Source organism: Mycobacterium appelbergii (assembly GCF_032883035.1).
Lineage (GTDB): Bacteria > Actinomycetota > Actinomycetes > Mycobacteriales > Mycobacteriaceae > Mycobacterium > Mycobacterium appelbergii.
Genome location: NZ_JAMQTH010000001.1, coordinates 1 through 17,647, shown reverse-complemented (window position 1 = coordinate 17,647; position 17,647 = coordinate 1). Strand labels below are relative to the sequence as shown.

The 17,647-nt window shown below is 67.0% G+C and carries 20 protein-coding genes; 12 read left to right on the top strand and 8 right to left on the bottom strand.

Features of this window, described 5'->3' with window-relative positions:
• Position 1: 1 nt before the first annotated feature.
• Together M1247_RS00100 and M1247_RS00095 are read right to left on the bottom strand one after the other, a co-directional pair.
• Positions 2-2,146, bottom strand: coding sequence for an FUSC family protein (locus M1247_RS00100; protein WP_317154225.1), 2,145 nt, complete (start codon positions 2,144-2,146; stop codon positions 2-4).
• 20 nt (positions 2,147-2,166) lie between these two features.
• Entirely contained in the window at positions 2,167-2,733 is a 567-nt protein-coding gene (locus M1247_RS00095; protein ID WP_317154224.1) for a TetR/AcrR family transcriptional regulator, read from the bottom strand.
• Positions 2,734-2,845: 112 nt separating this feature from the next.
• On the opposite strand from M1247_RS00095, the gene M1247_RS00090 reads away from it, so the two are divergent.
• From M1247_RS00090 to M1247_RS00080, 3 genes are read left to right on the top strand one after another with little or no spacing between them, the layout of a single operon-like run.
• Positions 2,846-3,481 carry a TetR/AcrR family transcriptional regulator gene (locus tag M1247_RS00090; protein ID WP_317154223.1) on the top strand — a complete coding sequence of 212 codons (636 nt, stop codon included), beginning with the start codon at positions 2,846-2,848 and terminating at the stop codon, positions 3,479-3,481.
• Positions 3,482-3,541: 60 nt separating this feature from the next.
• Complete coding sequence (locus M1247_RS00085; RefSeq protein WP_317154222.1) at positions 3,542-4,504, top strand: class I SAM-dependent methyltransferase; 963 nt, start codon at positions 3,542-3,544, stop codon at positions 4,502-4,504.
• Positions 4,501-5,433 (top strand): class I SAM-dependent methyltransferase, encoded by a 933-nt coding sequence (locus M1247_RS00080; RefSeq protein WP_317154221.1) that lies wholly within the window; start codon positions 4,501-4,503, stop codon positions 5,431-5,433. The genes M1247_RS00085 and M1247_RS00080 overlap by 4 nt, the downstream gene beginning before the upstream one ends.
• A gap of 54 nt (positions 5,434-5,487) precedes the next feature.
• On the opposite strand, the gene M1247_RS00075 is transcribed toward M1247_RS00080, so the two are convergent.
• Positions 5,488-5,655 (bottom strand): hypothetical protein, encoded by a 168-nt coding sequence (locus tag M1247_RS00075; RefSeq protein WP_317154220.1) that lies wholly within the window; start codon positions 5,653-5,655, stop codon positions 5,488-5,490.
• Positions 5,656-5,771: 116 nt separating this feature from the next.
• Positions 5,772-5,951: a hypothetical protein gene (locus M1247_RS00070; RefSeq protein ID WP_317154219.1), complete on the bottom strand. Its 180-nt coding sequence runs from the start codon at positions 5,949-5,951 to the stop codon at positions 5,772-5,774.
• 247 nt (positions 5,952-6,198) lie between these two features.
• Between M1247_RS00070 and M1247_RS00065 the strand changes: the two genes are divergently transcribed.
• The 6 genes from M1247_RS00065 (at position 6,199) to M1247_RS00040 (ending at position 10,900) form a co-directional block, all read left to right on the top strand.
• Entirely contained in the window at positions 6,199-7,065 is an 867-nt protein-coding gene (locus tag M1247_RS00065) for an SDR family oxidoreductase (protein ID WP_317154218.1), read from the top strand.
• Positions 7,062-8,024, top strand: coding sequence for an NADPH:quinone oxidoreductase family protein (locus tag M1247_RS00060; RefSeq protein WP_317154217.1), 963 nt, complete (start codon positions 7,062-7,064; stop codon positions 8,022-8,024). The genes M1247_RS00065 and M1247_RS00060 overlap by 4 nt, the downstream gene beginning before the upstream one ends.
• Positions 8,025-8,052: 28 nt before the next feature.
• A complete protein-coding gene (locus M1247_RS00055) occupies positions 8,053-8,748 on the top strand; it encodes a haloacid dehalogenase type II (RefSeq protein WP_317154216.1) in 696 nt (231 codons plus the stop codon).
• Between the two features lie 9 nt (positions 8,749-8,757).
• Positions 8,758-9,480, top strand: a complete 723-nt coding sequence (locus M1247_RS00050) for a class I SAM-dependent methyltransferase (protein ID WP_317154215.1) — start codon at positions 8,758-8,760, stop codon at positions 9,478-9,480.
• Positions 9,477-9,962: a DUF456 domain-containing protein gene (locus tag M1247_RS00045; protein ID WP_317154214.1), complete on the top strand. Its 486-nt coding sequence runs from the start codon at positions 9,477-9,479 to the stop codon at positions 9,960-9,962. The genes M1247_RS00050 and M1247_RS00045 overlap by 4 nt, the downstream gene beginning before the upstream one ends.
• An 80-nt stretch (positions 9,963-10,042) precedes the next feature.
• A complete protein-coding gene (locus M1247_RS00040; protein ID WP_317154213.1) occupies positions 10,043-10,900 on the top strand; it encodes a PDDEXK-like endonuclease domain-containing protein in 858 nt (285 codons plus the stop codon).
• Between the two features lie 34 nt (positions 10,901-10,934).
• Here M1247_RS00040 and M1247_RS00035 read toward each other — a convergent pair whose 3' ends face one another.
• Positions 10,935-11,744, bottom strand: coding sequence for a tyrosine-protein phosphatase (locus M1247_RS00035; RefSeq protein WP_317154212.1), 810 nt, complete (start codon positions 11,742-11,744; stop codon positions 10,935-10,937).
• Positions 11,741-12,970, bottom strand: a complete 1,230-nt coding sequence (locus tag M1247_RS00030) for an acyl-CoA dehydrogenase family protein (protein WP_458695179.1) — start codon at positions 12,968-12,970, stop codon at positions 11,741-11,743. The genes M1247_RS00035 and M1247_RS00030 overlap by 4 nt, the downstream gene beginning before the upstream one ends.
• A gap of 46 nt (positions 12,971-13,016) precedes the next feature.
• Here M1247_RS00030 and M1247_RS00025 point away from each other — a divergent pair, with 46 nt between their 5' ends.
• Complete coding sequence (locus tag M1247_RS00025; protein ID WP_317154211.1) at positions 13,017-13,478, top strand: nuclear transport factor 2 family protein; 462 nt, start codon at positions 13,017-13,019, stop codon at positions 13,476-13,478.
• On the opposite strand, the gene M1247_RS00020 is transcribed toward M1247_RS00025, so the two are convergent.
• Both M1247_RS00020 and M1247_RS00015 read right to left on the bottom strand, forming a co-directional pair.
• Positions 13,399-14,646 carry an MFS transporter gene (locus M1247_RS00020; RefSeq protein WP_317154984.1) on the bottom strand — a complete coding sequence of 416 codons (1,248 nt, stop codon included), beginning with the start codon at positions 14,644-14,646 and terminating at the stop codon, positions 13,399-13,401. The two genes, M1247_RS00025 and M1247_RS00020, sit on opposite strands and share 80 nt — an antisense overlap.
• Before the next feature lie 58 nt (positions 14,647-14,704).
• Positions 14,705-15,586 carry a LysR family transcriptional regulator gene (locus M1247_RS00015; RefSeq protein WP_317154210.1) on the bottom strand — a complete coding sequence of 294 codons (882 nt, stop codon included), beginning with the start codon at positions 15,584-15,586 and terminating at the stop codon, positions 14,705-14,707.
• A 49-nt stretch (positions 15,587-15,635) separates the two neighbouring features.
• Here M1247_RS00015 and M1247_RS00010 point away from each other — a divergent pair, with 49 nt between their 5' ends.
• Positions 15,636-16,274: a response regulator gene (locus tag M1247_RS00010; protein WP_317154209.1), complete on the top strand. Its 639-nt coding sequence runs from the start codon at positions 15,636-15,638 to the stop codon at positions 16,272-16,274.
• Between the two features lies 1 nt (position 16,275).
• The gene (locus M1247_RS00005; RefSeq protein WP_317154208.1) at positions 16,276-17,442 is read left to right on the top strand and encodes a sensor histidine kinase; all 1,167 of its coding nucleotides are present in this window, start codon (positions 16,276-16,278) and stop codon (positions 17,440-17,442) included.
• Positions 17,443-17,647: the final 205 nt, after the last annotated feature.

Below are 17,647 nucleotides of genomic sequence, written 5' to 3'. Positions count from 1 at the left end.
GCTAACGCACCGCCTCGGCGGGCTGGGGATAGAGCAACTCCAGCTCGCCGAGATTGGCGGCCACGGTCACCAGCGGCAGGGCCGCCGACACCGCCAGCCCCGCACCGTCGGTCTCGGCACGTAAGGCCTGCACGAACGTCTCCCCGATCGGCGACAGTGTCGAGGTGGTGTCCGCACCGCGTAGCCGTGCGCAGATCGCGGCCGCGTGCGTTTCGATCACCTCGCGGGTCATCTCGTACACCCCCAGCGGTGGCGGCACCACGTCGGTGATCAACTCTGCGGCGGCCCGCACCCGGATCGCCCGGTTCGCGGCGCGCACGACGGGCGCGCGCAGATCCGTCGGCCCACCGTTCTCCGAAAGGTATTGACGCACCGCATCATCCAGCAGGCGAGTGGCCCGTAGGCCGGTGTGACTCAACGCGATCACACGGTCTGTTGCGGACTCGGATGCGCCGCGCGTCACCCGGAGCACCGACGCCTGCAGGAATTCGGCACCGGCCAGCCGGGCCCGGTCGATCGCCTTGGACACCGACGCCGTGGCACCCCGCGGCCACAACAGCACCGAGACCACGATGCCCACAATGGCGCCGACCACGACGTCCTCGATGCGGATCAGCCCGACGCGCCACCCCGTGGGCACGATCAGGTTGAAGTTGATCAGCACCATCATCGTGAACGCGGCCTGCCCGGCGATGAACGAACCCACCTCCGGCACGTATGCCGAACCGAACGCCACCACCGGCAGCAGGATCCAGAGCACCACCGGATCCACACCCACCAGCTCAATCAGCAAGGCGCCCAACACAAATCCCAGCGCGGTGCCGGCGACGGCACGCACCACCCGTGTCCCGGTGGTCAGCGCGCTGCTGCGCAGCACCGACATCGCGCCGAGCACCACCCAGAACCCATGTTCCACGGGAAACATATGGGTGACCATCACGGCCAGCGCCAGACCCAGCCCGGTTCGCAGGCTGTTGCGCAGCACCACGGCCCTGGTGGCAAGGAACCCGCCGGCGATCGCCGCGACCGCCACCGTCTCGGGCATCACCCAGTCGGCGGCACCGGTCTTGGGCAGCCGGCGCCCGAGCACCCGGGCCCAGACCGGGCGCGCGTCGGCCAGTGCGGCATTGCCGATGACCCGTCCCGTCACGGCGATGGTGGCGGAGATCGTGCGACGTTCCAACAACGTGCGGCCGATCGTCACAGCGGCCTCGTCGTCGGTTTCGCCGAGGATCTCGACGATGTCCTCGCGGTAGGAGCCTTGGGCCACCGACCGTTGCTCGCGGAGAGCTTCCTGCAGGTCGACGCCCCGAACCGTGCGCGCGGCGACGTCGCGGATCCGCAGTACCGCCGCACAGTCGCGCAGCACCCGCACCGCCGGGTCGCGCATCGCGCCGAGCCGCTCGCCGGTGTCGTCGTCGATCCGGTCCGACAGCCAGCCAAGGTCGTCGACCACCCGCACCAGCGCGCGGCTGCCCGCGGTCAGCGCGACAGGCCGGTAGTCGACGCCGAGGAAGCTCTCGTACAGCGCGTTCATCGCGCGGTTCACGTCACGCCCCGATGCTGTGCCCTCCAGTCGGTCGGCCAGCATCCTGCAGACATGCGCGGCGTTGCGGCGCAGTTCGCTGTGGTGGCGGGGTGGAAAGAGGAACAACGCTGCCGGGACGCAGACCACCAGCGCGATCGCCCAGCCCAGGAGCCGCTCGGAGATCGGGCCGACGGGCGTGCACAGCGGCAGCACGAACAGCAGCAGCGTGGCCCGTTGACCCGCGGCCACGATCTCGCTGAGCACACCCGAGAACGAGACCACCACGCCGATGACGAACATCGACAGCACGCTCAACCACACGTGCGGGGCGATCAAGGTGCCCAGGACGATCAGCACGGCACCGTTGAAGGCCAGTCCGCCGTAGGCCAGAGCGCGGGCAGGCCGGTTGCCCGGGAAGTCGGCGGTGATCAGCAGCGAGACCGCGCCGAAGATGCTGAACAGTGGTGTCTGCGAACCTGCCCCGACGGCGAAACCGATTGCCGCGGCGATCGGTAGCACGATGGCCGCCCGCGCGGCGCGGCGCAGGGCGTCGTGTTCGGGGTCGCGATCACGCAGCCGATCTGCTGCCCGGTGCCACAGCTCAACCGGGGTCAGCATGACTGCCGATGCTAGCCGGGTCAGTGGTCCCCGGGCGTCGGACTGAACCGCCCGGACTCCAGCGCGTCGCGCATCTGGATGGAAATCCATTGGAGTGCATCGGCGTCACGGGGCAACGTGCTCTGCTCATAGCCGACGATTAGGTACACCGCCCACGCCGCGAAGTAGCGGGCGTTGCGGTCATCGCCGATGATTTCGCGGGCCGACTCGTACATGACATCGAACCGCAGCTGGTCCACCACGGCCTGGACGGTGAAAACGTCGGGATTCAGCGAACTCCACACCCGGATCGCGGCCTCGGCGCCGTGCGGCAGTGCCAGGGCTTCGGCGATGAGGGTGTCGATGCGCCGGTGCGGGTCCGGGTCGTCGCGTACCGCCTCGACCACTCGAAGGGTGCGTGCCTGACGCCAGTGCTCCACCAGTTCCCTGGTGTAGGAGGACCAGTTGGGAAAGTAGTGGTAGAAGGAGCCAGTCGTGACTCCCAGCCGGTTGCACACCTCGGCGAGTTTGAGACCGCCGTAACCCGAATCGGAGAGCACATCCAGACCGGTGTCGAAGTACAACTCCCTGGAAACGACGCCTGCCATCAACGTCACCCTAGTTCGTTGGTCAACCCTGCCTTTGCTGACAATTGCGCGCGCACACCGCCCTCACGAAGCGTCGTCAGGCGTGTGAGGTGATGTGTGGCACAATTTGACTGTGGCGTACATTGCGAGCCGAGGGCCGGGTCGTCCACCTGCAGCTAAGGCAGCAGAGACGCGCGAGCGCATCCTACATGCCGCCCGAGAGGTGTTCAGCGAACTCGGCTATGACGCTGCCACCTTCCAGGCCATTGCAGTCCGCGCCGACCTGACCCGTCCGGCAATCAACCACTACTTCGGCAGTAAGCGGCTGTTGTACCGCGAAGTGGTCGAACTGACGAATACCACCGTGATTGCGGGCGGGATCGCCAGGGCTCGGGAAGTTTCGACATTGCCGGGCCGGCTGTCGGCGTTTTTTGCCGCGGCGATGGATGCAGAGTCGACGGACCGATCGGCATCGGCGTTCCTGGTCACCTCCGTGCTGGAATCCCAACGGCATCCCGATTTGATCTCCGAAGAGCACGACGCGCTGCGGAACTCCCGCGAGTTCGTCCAATGGGCCGTCAACGAAGCCGTGACCTGTGGCGAGCTGAGCACCGATACCGACATCCCCGCGATCGTCGAGATGTTGGTCGCGGTGATGTGGGGGATGGGCTTCTACGCCGGCTATGTCGGCGACCGCGACGAACTCGGCGTCATCGTGGACAAGTTTGAGCTGCTGATGGCCAATAAGCTCTGGCAATTGCGCGACTGAGCGTGAGGTAGCGCACAAAATCATAGCTTGGCTAAGCTATTCGGTAGCATTGGCTGGCAAATGACTGATCTGAGCGAAGCGCAGTCGGCTCGGGCTGCCGGGGATAGTTGGGACATCACCGAGAGTGTGGGTGCGACGGCCCTCGGGGTGGCCGCGTCCCGCGCCGCCGAGACCGCACAACCCGATCCGCTGATCCGCGACGAATACGCCTACCTGTTGGTGTCCGCGGCCGGCCCGGCCTGGACACAGCTGGCCAGTAATGATCCGGTGTGGCTCGGCGACGACACCGAAGCCCGTCGCATCCACGAAATGGCGCGCAGCTACCAGGCGGTGCGCACCCACTACTTCGACGACTATTTCGCCGCCGCGGCCCGTGACGGCATTCGGCAGGTGGTGATCCTGGCCGCGGGCCTGGATTCGCGCGCCTTCCGGCTCGACTGGCCCGCCGACACCGTGGTCTTCGAGATCGACCAGCCCAAGGTGCTGCACTACAAGACCGCGACGCTGGACGCCCACGGCGCGCTCGCCAAGGCCCGCCACGTTCCGGTGGGGATCGACCTGCGCGAGGACTGGCCGGCCGCGCTGATCGACGCGGGTTTCGATCCGGGGCAGCCGACGGCCTGGTTGGCCGAGGGTCTGCTGCCCTACCTGCCCGGCGACGCCCAGGACCGGCTCTTCGAGCTGGTCGGCACACACAGCGCCCCCGGCAGTCACATCGCCGTCGAGGCATTCAACATGGATCCGCAGCGCTACACGCCCGAGCGGCGGGCGGCCCGACGGTCCCGCGGCGCCCACCTGCGTGATCAACTGGATCTCGATATCGACGTGGATTCCCTCATGTACACCTCCGACGACCGCGCCGACGCAGGCGAATGGCTGGCCGCGCATGGTTGGCAGGTGGAGGCCGTGCCCAGCATCGACGAGATGGCCCGGTTGGGCCGCCCGGCGGATGAGGCGGAATTGGCCGAACTCGGCATGGACAGCGTGCTGCTGCGCGCCCGATTGGATGGAGAATCCCGATGAGCTCACTGCGCAGTCACGACGACACCTGGGACATCGCCACGAGCGTCGGCTCAACAGCCGTCATGGTGGCCGCCGCCCGCGCCGGTGAAACCGAGCGCGAGGATCCGCTGATCCGTGATCCGTACGCCAGGTTGCTGGTTTCGGGCGCGGGCACCGGCGTGTGGGAGGCGTTGCTGGACAACAAGTTCAGTGAGAAAGTCGAAGCCGTCGATGCCGAGGCTGCGGCGATCATGGAGCACATGGGCAGCTACCAGGCGGTGCGCACCCACTTCTTCGACGCCTACTTCACCAAGGCGGCGGAGGCCGGTATCCGTCAGATCGTGATTCTCGCCTCGGGGCTGGATTCCCGTGCCTACCGGCTGGATTGGCCGGCAGGCACCACGGTGTTCGAGATCGATCAGCCCAAGGTGCTGGAGTACAAGGCGCAGACGCTGGCCGAGCACGGCGTGCAGCCCGCGGCGCAACGCCGCGAGGTGCCGATGGACCTGCGTTTCGATTGGCCGAAGGCATTGCGGGAAGCTGGTTTCGACCCGAGCCTGCCGACTGCATGGCTGGCCGAGGGGCTGCTGATGTATCTGCCCGCCGACGCCCAGGACCGGCTGTTCGAACTCGTCACCGAGTTGTCCGCGCCGGGTAGCCGAGTGGCGGCCGAGACGGCCGGGGTGACTGCGACCGAACGCCGTGAAGAGATGCGGGAACGCTTCGCCCGCTTCGCCGCCCAGTTCAACATGGAGCAGGCACTCGACATCCAGGAACTGATCTATGACGATCCCGACCGGGCCGACGTCGCCGAGTGGTTGAACGCACACGGCTGGCAGGCGCACGGCGTGCACTCCCTCGACGAGATGCGACGGCTCGACCGTCACGTCGAGCTGGAGCACAACGACGACGACGCTTTCTCCACTTTCGTCACCGCCGAACGGCGCTGAGCGCGGACACAAAAAAAGGGGCGCCCCGGTTGGGGCGCCCCTTTTTTGTACGGGTCAGCGGCTCTGATGAACCGTGGTGTCGACCTGCGGAGCGGTGGCGTGCTGGCCGACCTGATCCAGCCAGGTGTGGTGATCGACGCCTGCCGACGCCGGTGCGGCCAAGCCGACGACTGCGGCGGCCAGTCCACTGGCGATGACGGCGGTGAATCCGAGCTTCTTCATTATCAGTTCCCTCTTCTTACTTGTTTTCTTGATTTGTTCAACTAACGTCCCCAGGTGTTAATTCCGTGTTTCCGCCCTGGTCAGACGTGACAGTCCTCACTCGGCCCGCCTGCGGCTCAGCGGCTTTGGTGCACCGTGGTGTCGACCTGCGGAGCGGTGGCGCGCTGGGTGACCTGGTTCAGCCAGCTGTGGTGGTCGACGCCGGCCGATGCGGGCGCGGCCAGCCCGACGACTGCCGCGGCCAGTGCGCTGCCGATGATCCCGGCCAACCCGGTGGCGATTCCGAACTTCTTCATCTCTGTGACCCCTTGGTGTGCGTGCGTCCTTTTCTTGAATCGTTCAACTAACGAGCAGGGGCACCCATTCCGGCGTTGTCCCGGTTGGCGGCAATTGATCGCGGGTTGGCAGAAACCCCTCGCCGGACCCGGCAGTGCGGCGAATGCCAGACCCCGATGACGCCTCGCCGCGGCCGCCGCCGTATACAAAGAAGGACACTGACAGCAATGTCGGCGTGAGCTGAGGCCCTTTGAGAGAGGAACACCCATGGCAGGAGTGCAGGACCGCGTCATCGTCGTCACCGGAGCCGGCGGAGGTCTGGGCCGCGAATACGCCCTGACGCTCGCCCGCGAAGGCGCCAGCGTCGTCGTCAACGATCTCGGAGGCGCGCGCGACGGCACCGGGGCCGGCCACAACATGGCCGACGAGGTGGTCAACGAGATCAAGGCAGCAGGCGGCCGCGCCGTCGCCAACTACGACAGCGTGGCCGAGTCCGAGGGTGCCGCGAACATCATCAAGACCGCGGTCGACGAGTTCGGCAAAGTCGACGGAGTGGTAAGCAACGCAGGCATCCTGCGCGACGGCACCTTCCACAAGATGACGTACGAGAATTGGGACGCCGTGCTCAAGGTGCACCTGTACGGCGGTTACAACGTGATCCGCGCCGCCTGGCCGCATTTCCGCGAGCAGAGCTTCGGCCGCGTCGTCGTCGCGACCTCCACCAGCGGCCTGTTCGGCAACTTCGGTCAGGCCAACTACGGCGCCGCCAAGCTGGGACTCGTCGGCCTGATCAACACGCTGGCCCAGGAAGGCGCCAAGTACAACATCAAGACCAACGCCGTCGCACCGATCGCGGCGACCCGCATGACGCAGGACATCCTGCCGTCCGAGGTGTTCGAGAAGCTGACCCCGGAGTACGTCGCCCCCGTGGTGGCCTACCTGTGCACCGAGGAACTGCCCGACACCGACTCGATCTTCATCGTCGGCGGCGGCAAAGTGCAGCGCACCGCGTTGTTCCAGAACGAAGGCATCACGTTCTCCGAAGGTGTCCCCTCGGTGGACGACGTCGCTGCCAAGTGGGGCGAGATCACCGATCTGTCCGCGGCCCAGCAGGCAAGCTTCAAGCTGGGATGAAAGCTCTTCAGGCGCAATCCCTCACCGGCACCGCGGGGCTGAGATATGTGGATGCGCAGGACCCGGTGTCCTCCGACGCAGTGGTCGTGGACGTCGGCGCCGCCGGCGTCTGCTTTCCCGACCTGCTCCTCCTGCGCGGTGAATACCAGCTGCGGCTGGAACCACCGTTCATCCCGGGCATGGAGGTCGCCGGGACGGTGCGCTCGGCTCCGGCCGGCTCCGGCTTCACACCGGGCCAGCGGGTGTCGGCGTTCACCATGCTGGGCGGTTACGCCGAACAGGTCGCGGTCGCTCCCGCGAGCGTGATCCCCACGCCGGACGGCCTCGACGACGGCGCAGCGGCCTCGCTGCTGGGCAACTACTACACGATGTACTTCGCCCTGAGCCGGCGCGGCGGGCTCGTGCCAGGGGAAACCGTGCTGGTGCTCGGCTCGGCAGGCGGCATCGGCACGGCCTCCATCCAACTCGCCAAGGCCATGGGGGCACGGGTGGTGGCGCTGGTGCACCGGCCCGACGCGGCGGATTTCGTGGCGGGTCTGGGCGCCGATGTGGTGCTGCCACTGACCGACGGTTGGCGTCAGGCGGTGCTCGACGCGACCGATGGCCGTGGTGTCGACATGGTGGTCGACCCGATCGGTGGCGAGGCGTTCGACGATGCCGTGCGGGTGCTTGCCACCGAAGGGCGGCTGTTGGTCATCGGGTTCGCCGCAGGTGGCATCCCCACCGTGAAGGTCAACCGGTTGCTGCTGCGCAACGTCAGCGTGGTCGGTGTCGGCTGGGGTGAGTTCGTCAACCGCACGCCCGGTGCCCAGGCCGAGGTCGGTGCCGGGCTGGGCACATTGGTGGCCGATGGGTTGAGACCTCCAGCGCCGGTGCGCTATCCGCTCTCCGACGGGGTGGCCGCGTTGGATGCGCTGGCCGGCGGCGCGGTCCGGGGCAAGTTGGTGCTGGAGCCGTGATGAGCGCTCGCGTGAAGAACATCCAGCCGTGAAGGCGCTCGCGTTCGACGTGTTCGGGACCGTCGTGGACTGGCGGTCCTCGATCATCGCCGAGCTGAAAGCCTTTGGGGAAAGTCGTGGGCTGCAGCAGGACTGGCCGGTATTCGCCGACAACTGGCGGGCCGGCTACGCACCCGCGATGGACCGGGTCCGGCGCGGAGAGCTGCCGTGGACCAGGATCGACGACCTGCACCGCGAGATCCTGGTCTCGCTGCTGGACGACGCAGGCATCCAAGTCGGTGACGACGACATCGACGTGCTCAACCGGGCCTGGCACCGGCTCGAGCCGTGGCCGGATTCGGTGGCCGGGCTGACCCGGCTCAAGCAACGCTTCGTCATCACGACGCTGTCCAACGGCAACCTGTCACTGCTGACCAACATGGCCAAACACGCCGGGCTGCCGTGGGATTGCGTGATCTCGGCAGAGCTGTTCCGGCACTACAAGCCCGACCGTGAGGCCTATCTGGGCTGCGCCGAGCTACTCGACCTCTCGCCCGGCGAACTGACGCTCGTGGCGGCCCATCCCTCCGATCTGCGGGCGGCCCGCGACGCCGGGCTCGGCACCGCATACGTGGCCCGACCACTGGAGTACGGGCCGGATCGAGCACCGCACGATGTCGACCGCGATCATTTCGACGTCATCGCGACCGATTTTCTCGACCTCGCAGACCAACTCGGTGCGTAGCGTGGAGGGGTGGACACCGCATCGAGTCGGGCATTGCGCAAGGCACAGGATCTCCTGATCGATCCGCCTGCGGATCCCGATGTCAGCAAGGGATATCTCGATCTGTTGGGGGCGGGCAGCGACACCCCGAAGAACTCGGGGTTCATCCAGAAGGTCTGGGCGTCCCCGGTGGGTTCGATGCTCTACGACAAAGCCCAGTCCCTGGGGCGCAAGCTGATGACGGCGTGGCAGGAACCCACCGAGTGGCTGAACATCCCGCCCGGCGGCGTCGCGCTCGACGTCGGCAGTGGCCCGGGCAATGTGACGGCCGCGCTGGCCCGCGCCGCGGGGCTGGACGGGATTGCATTGGGCGTGGATATCTCGGAGCCGATGCTGGCCCGCGCGGTCGAGGCGGAAGCGGGACGGCAGGTCGGGTTCCTGCGCGCCGACGCCCAGCGGTTGCCGTTCCGCGACGACAGCTTCGACGCCGTGACGTCCATCGCGGTGCTGCAGTTGATTCCCGACGCCGAGGCGGCGCTGTCGGAGATGGTGCGGGTGCTGCGTCCGGGCGGTCGCATGGCGATCATGGTGCCGACGGCCAGCGACCGGGGCCCGGCGAAGCTGTTGTCGAAAGGCGGCGCACGCTTCTTCAACCAGGATGAACTCGCCGATCGTTTCGAAGAGCTGGGTCTGACGCGCGTGCGGTCCAAGAGCATGGGCACCATGCAGTGGGTGCGCGGTCAGAAGCCGTGAGCACACTCGGGGTTGTCCTCGTCGCGTTGGCGATTGCGATCGGCCTCATCGGCATCGTGGTGCCCATCCTGCCGGGCGGGCTGCTGGTTTTCGCGGCGATCGCGGTGTGGGCGATCGTCGAGCACACCGCGGTGTCATGGGTGACGCTCGGCGTGGCTGCGGCACTGTTCATCGCCACTGAGGTGATCAAGTACCTGTGGCCGGTGCGGCGCATGCGCGCGGCCGAAGTCGGGACCTGGAGTCTTGTGGCCGGTGGCGTGCTCGGGGTGATCGGGTTCTTCGTGATCCCCGTGATCGGGTTGGTGATCGGATTCGTTGCGGGGGTCTACCTGGCCGAGTTGTCCGCCCGGCACGATCACGTGCGGGCCTGGGCGTCGACAGTGCACGCACTCAAAGGTGTGGTGCTGTCCATGGGCGTCGAACTGTCCGGAGCCCTGTTGGCGACGGTGGCCTGGGTCATCGGACTTGTGATTTCGGCGTGATTGGTTGCGCTCAGCGGAACCAATCACGCCGAAATCACAGAGAATGGAACCGGTGACGGGGTTGCCGCGTCAAACCGGATGTGCTCAACGAACTGCTCCGACGCCATGACGGCGTAGTCACGCTTGCTCAGGCCAGACGGGCCGGGCTGAGCCGCGCAGCCGTTCACCGCCGGGTGGAATCCGGGCAGTGGCGACGCTGCTCACCGGGGGTGTATTTCGCCGACGATCGGCCCTTCGGTGACGGCGCACGGATTCGGACCGCGGTCTGGAGCTACGGCACCTCAGCCGCGGCCAGCGGACTGGCTGCGGCGTGGTGGCACGGCCTGACCAAGTTCGCGCCCGAGCTTGTCGAGGTGACGGTGCCGCGCAACAGCAACGGCCGTACCCACGCGGGATCGCGCGTGCGTCGTCGCGATCTGGCCGCCGCCGATGTGGTCGAACGCCGCGGGCTACAGGTGACGGGGCTTGCCCTGACTGTGGTCGAAGCCGCCGCACGCCGCGGCGGTGGCTCTGCAGTGATGGATTCGGCGTTGCAACAGCAGGCCGAGTTGCGGGATCTCTGGCGTGCCCATCTGCGCAACACGGGCAGGTACGGATCGCCTGCGGCGCGCCGGCTACTGCAGATCGCCGCCGACGGCGCCCGGTCCGAAGCGGAGCGACTGTTCGTCAAGCTCATGCGCCAGGCAGGTATCACCGGTTGGAAAGCCAACTGTCGCATCGGCGGATATCGAGCGGATTTTGCGTTCCCGGATGCTCGCGTGGCCATCGAGATCGACGGTCTGGCCTTTCACAGCAAGCAGTCGGACTTCCAGGCTGATCGGGTACGACAGAACGATATCGCGTTGATGGGCTGGCAGGTGCTCAGGTTCACCTGGCTGGATCTGACTGAGTATCCCGACCGGGTCATCGCCATTGTGCGCCGCGCGATTTCGGCGTGATCGGTTCCGCTGGGCGCAACCGATCACGCCGAAATCACCCGAGCAGGGCCCTGTTCAGCGCGGCAAGATCGTCGGTGGTCACGCCGGCGGCTTCGATGAAGCCGGTAACCGAGCCGTAGGCCTCGTCCAGCTTGGCCCGTGCCGCCGCCAGGTATTCCTCGCGGACCCCGAGCACCTCGTCGGTCAGCCGGGCCTCGGCGAACAGGACGACCTCGGGTGCCTCGTCGGAGCGGGACCGCACCGACTCCATGATGCGTTCCCGCAAGGGCGCGATGGCCTCGTTGCTACGCAGGAAATCCGCGAGGACGCGATCTCGGTCGATGCCGACGGCCTCAAGCACGGTCGCGACGGTGAAGCCGGTCCGGTCCTTGCCCGCGAAACAGTGCGCGATGACGGGACGTTGCGCGGCCAGCAGTGAAATCACCTCGCGGACAGCGGTATGGGCACCCGGCAGCGTCGGAAACTCCTCGTACACCTCGGTCATGTACCGCCTGGCCGATTCGGTGACGTCACTGTCTGCGCCGGAGGAGGCCATGACCCGCTGAAAGGTGCTCTCGTGCGGGGCCTCCTGGGTGGAGGCATCATCAGGGTGGAACGGCAGCAGATGCACCGCGACGCCGTCGGGAACATCTCCAGGGCCTTGGCGCTGAACTTCCTGATGTGACCGGAGGTCAGCGACATCGGTGATACCGAGGCCGCGGAAGATGGCGCGGCCGTCCTCGGAGAGCCGGCTCAGCTGACTGGAGCGGTACAGCAAACCGGGGCGAATCCCGGTCTCCTGCGACACATCCCGGAAATTCCAGGCGCCCGGCAGTTGCACCGAGGTTCCGTTGGTTTCGGTCATCGGCTCGTGACCGCCGCTGACAAGACCGACTTCTCCCGGCCCAGCTCTGCGCGGGCGATGGTGCGCATGTGCACCTCGTCGGGTCCGTCGAACAGTCGCATCGCGCGATGCCACGAGTACAGCCGGGCCAGCGGGACGTCGTCACTGACCCCGGCCGCACCGTGCACCTGGATGGCGCGGTCGATGACGTTGCAGGCGATCTGTGGGGCAACCGACTTGATCTGGGAGACCAGCACGTGGGCGGCCTTGTTGCCCTGCTGGTCGATGGTCCAGGCGGCTTTTTCGCATAAAAGCCTGGCTTGGTCGATCTCGTTGCGGGACTTGGCAATCGACTCCCGCACCACACCCTGCTCGGCCAGCGGCTTGCCGAACGCGATGCGGGTCTGCACCCGGTCGACCATCAGCGCCAGGGCCCGCTCGGCGGCACCGAGCGCCCGCATGCAGTGGTGGATGCGGCCCGGCCCCAACCGGGCCTGGGCGATCGCGAACCCGCTGCCTTCCTCGTGGAGCAGGTTCTCGGCGGGCACCCGGACGTTGTCGAACACGATCTCGCAGTGCCCGTGCTGGTCCTGCCAGCCGAACACCGGCAGCGACCGCTGGATGTCGACCCCCGGGGTGTCGACCGGAACCAGGATCATCGACTGCTGCTGATGCGAAGCCGCATCGGGATTGGTGCGGCCCATCACGATCAGGAGCTTGCAGCGCGGATCGGCGGCCCCGGTGATCCACCACTTGCGACCGTTGATGACGTAGTCGGCGCCGTCACGCAGCATCGTGGTTTCGATGTTGCGCGCATCCGAGGACGCCACGGCCGGCTCGGTCATCGCGAACGCGCTGCGGATCTCACCGGCCAGCAGCGGCTCCAGCCACTGCTTACGCTGGGCCTCGTCAGCGAACAGGTGCAGGGTCTCCATATTGCCGGTATCCGGCGCCGCGCAGTTCAGCGCCTCGGGGGCGATCTCCAGGCTCCACCCCGACAGTTCGGCCAGCGGCGCGTACTCCAGGTTGGTCAGCCCCGACTCAGAAGGCAGGAACAGGTTCCACAGTCCCTGTTCACGTGCTTTGGTCTTGAGTTGCTCGACCACCGGCGGCACGGTGTGGTCCCGGGGGCCCTTCTCCTCGCGATACTCGTGGTAGGCGGCCTCGGCCGGGAAAACATGTTCGGCCATGAAGTCGGTGAGCCGCTTGTGGTATTCAGCCGCTTTGGCCGACATCGCGAAGTCCATGCCCGCCACGATATGACACGCGAAAAAATTCGAGTACAAACAGGACATGACCGAACCTCGCCCCCCGTTTCCGCCGTTCACGCTTGAGACCGCGATCGAGAAGGTGCAGGCGGCCGAGGACGCCTGGAACACCCGCGATCCGCAGCGGGTCAGCTTGGCCTACACGCCGGACTCGGTCTGGCGTAACCGAGACCTGCACATCGTCGGGCGCGAGGAGATCGTGACGTTCCTGACCGGCAAGTGGGAGCGGGAACTGGACTACGTGTTGCGCAAGAGCCTGTGGGGTTTTCGGGAGAACCGGATGGCGGTGCGGTTCCAGTACGAATGGCACGACGCCGCAGGCCAGTGGTACCGCAGCTACGGCAACGAACTGTGGGAGTTCACCGGCGAAGGGTTGATGGCCCGCCGCGAGGCCAGCATCAACGACGTCACGATCGACGCGTCGCAGCGCCGCTATTTCGGTCCGCGTCCCGAGTCGGAGTACGGCCACGATATCGAGTTGTGGTGAGCGTGCAGGCCAGCAGCCCGGCCACCACGGCGAGGCCGATGACCACGGCCGCCACCGCGGGCCAGCCGGCGGCGTCGAACGCGACCCCGCCGAACCAGCCGATCGCGCTGGATCCGCCGTAGTAGAAGAGGTTGTACAGCGCTGAGGCCTGCGCCCTGCCGTCGGGCGCAAGGCTGCCGACCCAGCCGGATGCGATGGCGTGGGCCCCGAAGAACCCTGCGGTGGCGATCACCAGACCGACCAGGACGGCCACGATGTTGGTGCTCACCGTGAGGGCGACGCCGACGATCATGGTCACGATGGACGCCAGCAGGACCGGCCTGCGGCCGAACCGGGTGGCCTCGGCACCGGCGCGCGCCGAGGCCCAGGTCCCGGCCAGATACGCCAGGAACACCAGGCTGACCACCGTCTGTGGCAGGTGAAACGGTGCCGCCATCAGCCGGAAGCCCAGGAAGTTGTAGAGGGCCACGAACCCACCCATGAGCAGGAACGCCTGGCTGTAGAGCACGAGTTGGCGCGGCGAGCGCAGGTTGACCAGCAGCCGTCGCGCCAGGTCACGTTGGCTGCGGGCGGGGGTGAAGCCGCGGGCCGGTGGAGCTAGTTTGATGAAGGCCGCCGCAGCGAGCGCGCAGAGCACCGCGACCACCAGCACGCCGATCCGCCATCCGGCGAACTCGGCGACCGGGCCGGTGACCAACCGGCCGGCCAGACCCCCGATCGTCGTGCCCGCGACGTAGGTCCCCGCGGCACGGGCCGCGTGCCCGGCGTTGATCTCCTCGTTCAGATATGCGACCGCGACGGCGGGCACCCCGGCCACCACCAGCCCTTCCAGGAAACGCCCACCCAACAACAGGTGATAGGTCGGCGCGAAAGGTACGAGCAGGCCGAGAACTGTTGCGGCGGTGACCGATATCGTCATCGCCTGGACGCGGCCGATGCGGTCGGCCAGTGCCGCCCATGGGATGACGCCGACGGCGAGGCCGATGGTTGCGGTGGACACCGCCAGCGCGGCGTCGGCCGCACCGATGCCGAGGTCGTGAGCGATCAACGGCAGCACCGACTGCGGTGAATACAGCTGGGCGAACGTCGCCACGCCGGCGCAGAACAGCGCAGCCAGCAGTCGTCGATACTCGGCGGAGCCACGGGGATGCCCCTGCCACACATGCATCGGGGCAGTCACTGTTACGACGGTAAGCAGCTACCTGCAATGTGTCCAATGCATGAATTTACGCAGCTTCATGCGGATTCTGTATGACGAATTCGGCGAACCGTCCCGCCGCGGGAGGCAACGCCCGGTCGCCGCTCCAGGCCAGGCCGAGTTGACGTTTGGCGGAGGCCTGGGCCAGCGGGATGTAGACGGCGTCTGGTTCGGCTCGCTCGCGTCGGGGGACCGGCACGACGGCGACGCCGAAACCGGCCGCGACCAGTCCTTCCATGGTGGGGATCTCCATGGCCTCGAACACGATCTGCGGGGTGACCCCGGCTTCGGCGCACAGCTCGTCGGTGAGCTGACGCAGCCCGAAGCCGGGGGCCAGCGCGACGAACGGCTCACCGTCGGCCTCGGCCAGGCGGATGCGCGCCCGGCCGGCGAATCGATGGTCGCGCGGCACTGCCAGGCACAACCGCTCCATGTAGAGCCCACGCCAGCGACACCCCTCCGGTCGCGGCGAGGTGATCGCGAGATCGACCTGACCGCCGGCCAGTCGGTCGACGATCTCGTGTGCGGCACCCTGGACCAGGTCGAACTGCACCCGCGGCGCCTCGACGCGGAACCGGCGCAGCAGATCGGGAACGAACCAGCTGGCCTGCGAATGCAGGAACGCCAGCCGGACCGTCCCGGTGTCAGGGTCGCGTAGCGCGGCTATTCTCTCTGTGGCCGAACGCATTTCGGCGATGCTCCGACGAGCGTGCTCAAGCAGGATCTCCCCGTAGGCGTTGAGCCGCAGCCGGCGGTTGACCCGGTCGAACAGCGGTGTGCCCAACTGATCTTCGAGCCGGGCGAGCGCGCGGGACAAAGTGGGCTGGCTGATGCGGAGTTCGGCGGCAGCTTCGGTGACGTGCTCGGTCTCGGCGAGTACGACGAACCAGTGCAGCTCGTCGGTATGCATATCGCTGACTCTACGACCGTGTCCGCCCAGCTGTGGGATGCTGTGCCGCATGGTCGACAAGGTGCGGGTGGTGGTGGGCGACGACCACCCGATGTTCCGCGAGGGCGTGGTGCGGGCCCTGATCTCCAGCGGCGAGATCGATGTCGTGGCCGAGGCCGACAACGGTGCGGACGCACTGGAACTCATCCGGACCCATCGACCTCAGGTGGCACTGCTGGACTATCGGATGCCGCAATTGGACGGTGCCGAGGTGGCTGCCGCCGTCAGTCGTGACGAACTCCCCACCCGGGTGTTGCTGGTGTCCGCGCACGACGAATCGGCGATCGTCTACACCGCATTGCAGCAGGGGGCGGCCGGGTTCCTGTCCAAGGAGTCCACGCGAAGTGAATTGGTCAATGCGGTCATCTCCTGCGCGAAGGGCCGGGACATCATCGACCCGAACCTGGCCGCCGGTCTGGCCGGTGAAATCCGCCGGCGCAATGAACCGGACGTTCCCACGCTGAGCCCGCGCGAACGTGAGGTGCTCGATCTGATCTCGAAGGGCCGGAGCATTCCCGCGATGGCCAAGGAGCTCTACCTGGCGCCGTCCACGGTGAAGACGCATGTGCAACGGCTCTACGAGAAGCTGGGTGTATCAGATCGTGGTTCCGCGGTGGCCGAGGCGATGCGCCGTCGGCTACTGGACTGACATGGTGTCTGGGCGGTTCGTCGAATTCTTTGCAGCGCAACCTGTTCGGGTATCTGCGGTCTTGAGGCTGCCGCTGATCGGGCTGATCGTGGTACTGGTGTCGGTCTGGGAGGTGGACCACTGGCTGCCCGCTGTCTATGCGGTGATCCTCGGCATCTACGCCGTCGCAGCGGCGGTGTGGCTGGTGGTGGTGCTACGCGGGCCGATGCCGCCGTGGGTGGAGTGGGCGTCCACGGGCGTCGATGTGCTGGTGTTGGTGGCGCTGTGCGCGGTTTCGGGTGGTGCGACGGCCGCGCTGTTGCCGGTGTTCTTCCTACTGCCCATCTCCGTGGCGTTCCAGGACCGGCCGACGCTGACGGCCATCATCGCGACCAGTACCGCGCTGGGATACCTCGCGGTGTGGATCTTGTACTCCAAACGCGACGACACGGTCGGGTTACCCAATGTTGTCTACATGCAAGTCGGATTTCTGGGCTGGCTTGCGGTGGCCACCACTGCCCTGTCGCTGGTGCTGGTGCTCCGTTCTGCGCGGGTACGGGCGCTGCTGGAGGTTCGCCGGCGGCTGGTCATGGAGTCCACCAGGGCCGACGACGTTCGTAACGCCGAGTTGGCCGAACATCTGCACGACGGGCCCTTGCAGACCCTGCTGGCCGCCCGACTGGATCTCGACGAGATCAGGGAACGCAACCCGGACCCGGCGCTGGATCGGGTGAACGCGGCCCTACAGGAGACGGCGGCCGGTCTGCGCTCCACCGTCACCGCACTGCATCCGCAGGTGCTGGCACAGCTCGGCCTCACCCCGGCGGTCCGGGAGTTGTTGCGTCAGTTCGAGAACCGCGGAGAGCTCACCGTGACTGCCGACCTCGAAGACGTCGGGCACCCGGAATCTCAGGCACTGCTGTACCGCGCGGCCCGCGAACTGCTGGCCAACGTGAACAAGCACGCCCGGGCCGAAACGGTCTCGGTCGGTCTGCATCGCAAAGGTGACCGGACCGTACTGACCGTGAGTGATGACGGCACGGGATTCGATCCGGCCACCGTCGCCCGGTCGGTGGCTGAGGGACACATCGGGCTGGCGTCGCTGCAGGTCCGCGTGGAGGCGACCGGCGGTGTGATGCACATCAGTTCACATCCCGGTGCCGGCACACAGGTGACCGTCACGCTGTAGAGACAAGCCGAACCCTCCCCGCGATCCGGGGAGGGTTCGGACGGGCTGGCCATGATGTCTAGTGTCCTGAGTCATTAATTACGGCTCAGTTGTTAAACTAGGCCGTGCCCAGTCCTCAGGCTGCCGTGGATCGTGTTGACCGACGCTGAACGTGCCGAGTTGGAGGGGTGGGCTCGGCGTCGGACCAGCGCGGCAGGCTTGGCGT

What these genes read in the sequence shown, in the direction of transcription:
- M1247_RS00100 (WP_317154225.1), bottom strand. Translation starts at nt 2,146, where the DNA reads ATGCTGACCCCGGTTGAGCTGTGGCACCGGGCAGCAGATCGGCTGCGT.
- M1247_RS00095 (WP_317154224.1), bottom strand. Translation starts at nt 2,733, where the DNA reads ATGGCAGGCGTCGTTTCCAGGGAGTTGTACTTCGACACCGGTCTGGAT.
- M1247_RS00085 (WP_317154222.1), top strand. Translation starts at nt 3,542, where the DNA reads ATGACTGATCTGAGCGAAGCGCAGTCGGCTCGGGCTGCCGGGGATAGT.
- M1247_RS00080 (WP_317154221.1), top strand. Translation starts at nt 4,501, where the DNA reads ATGAGCTCACTGCGCAGTCACGACGACACCTGGGACATCGCCACGAGC.
- M1247_RS00075 (WP_317154220.1), bottom strand. Translation starts at nt 5,655, where the DNA reads ATGAAGAAGCTCGGATTCACCGCCGTCATCGCCAGTGGACTGGCCGCC.
- M1247_RS00070 (WP_317154219.1), bottom strand. Translation starts at nt 5,951, where the DNA reads ATGAAGAAGTTCGGAATCGCCACCGGGTTGGCCGGGATCATCGGCAGC.
- M1247_RS00065 (WP_317154218.1), top strand. Translation starts at nt 6,199, where the DNA reads ATGGCAGGAGTGCAGGACCGCGTCATCGTCGTCACCGGAGCCGGCGGA.
- M1247_RS00060 (WP_317154217.1), top strand. Translation starts at nt 7,062, where the DNA reads ATGAAAGCTCTTCAGGCGCAATCCCTCACCGGCACCGCGGGGCTGAGA.
- M1247_RS00035 (WP_317154212.1), bottom strand. Translation starts at nt 11,744, where the DNA reads ATGACCGAAACCAACGGAACCTCGGTGCAACTGCCGGGCGCCTGGAAT.
- M1247_RS00030 (WP_458695179.1), bottom strand. Translation starts at nt 12,970, where the DNA reads ATGGACTTCGCGATGTCGGCCAAAGCGGCTGAATACCACAAGCGGCTC.
- M1247_RS00025 (WP_317154211.1), top strand. Translation starts at nt 13,017, where the DNA reads ATGACCGAACCTCGCCCCCCGTTTCCGCCGTTCACGCTTGAGACCGCG.
- M1247_RS00020 (WP_317154984.1), bottom strand. Translation starts at nt 14,646, where the DNA reads ATGCATGTGTGGCAGGGGCATCCCCGTGGCTCCGCCGAGTATCGACGA.
- M1247_RS00015 (WP_317154210.1), bottom strand. Translation starts at nt 15,586, where the DNA reads ATGCATACCGACGAGCTGCACTGGTTCGTCGTACTCGCCGAGACCGAG.
- M1247_RS00010 (WP_317154209.1), top strand. Translation starts at nt 15,636, where the DNA reads ATGGTCGACAAGGTGCGGGTGGTGGTGGGCGACGACCACCCGATGTTC.
- M1247_RS00005 (WP_317154208.1), top strand. Translation starts at nt 16,276, where the DNA reads ATGGTGTCTGGGCGGTTCGTCGAATTCTTTGCAGCGCAACCTGTTCGG.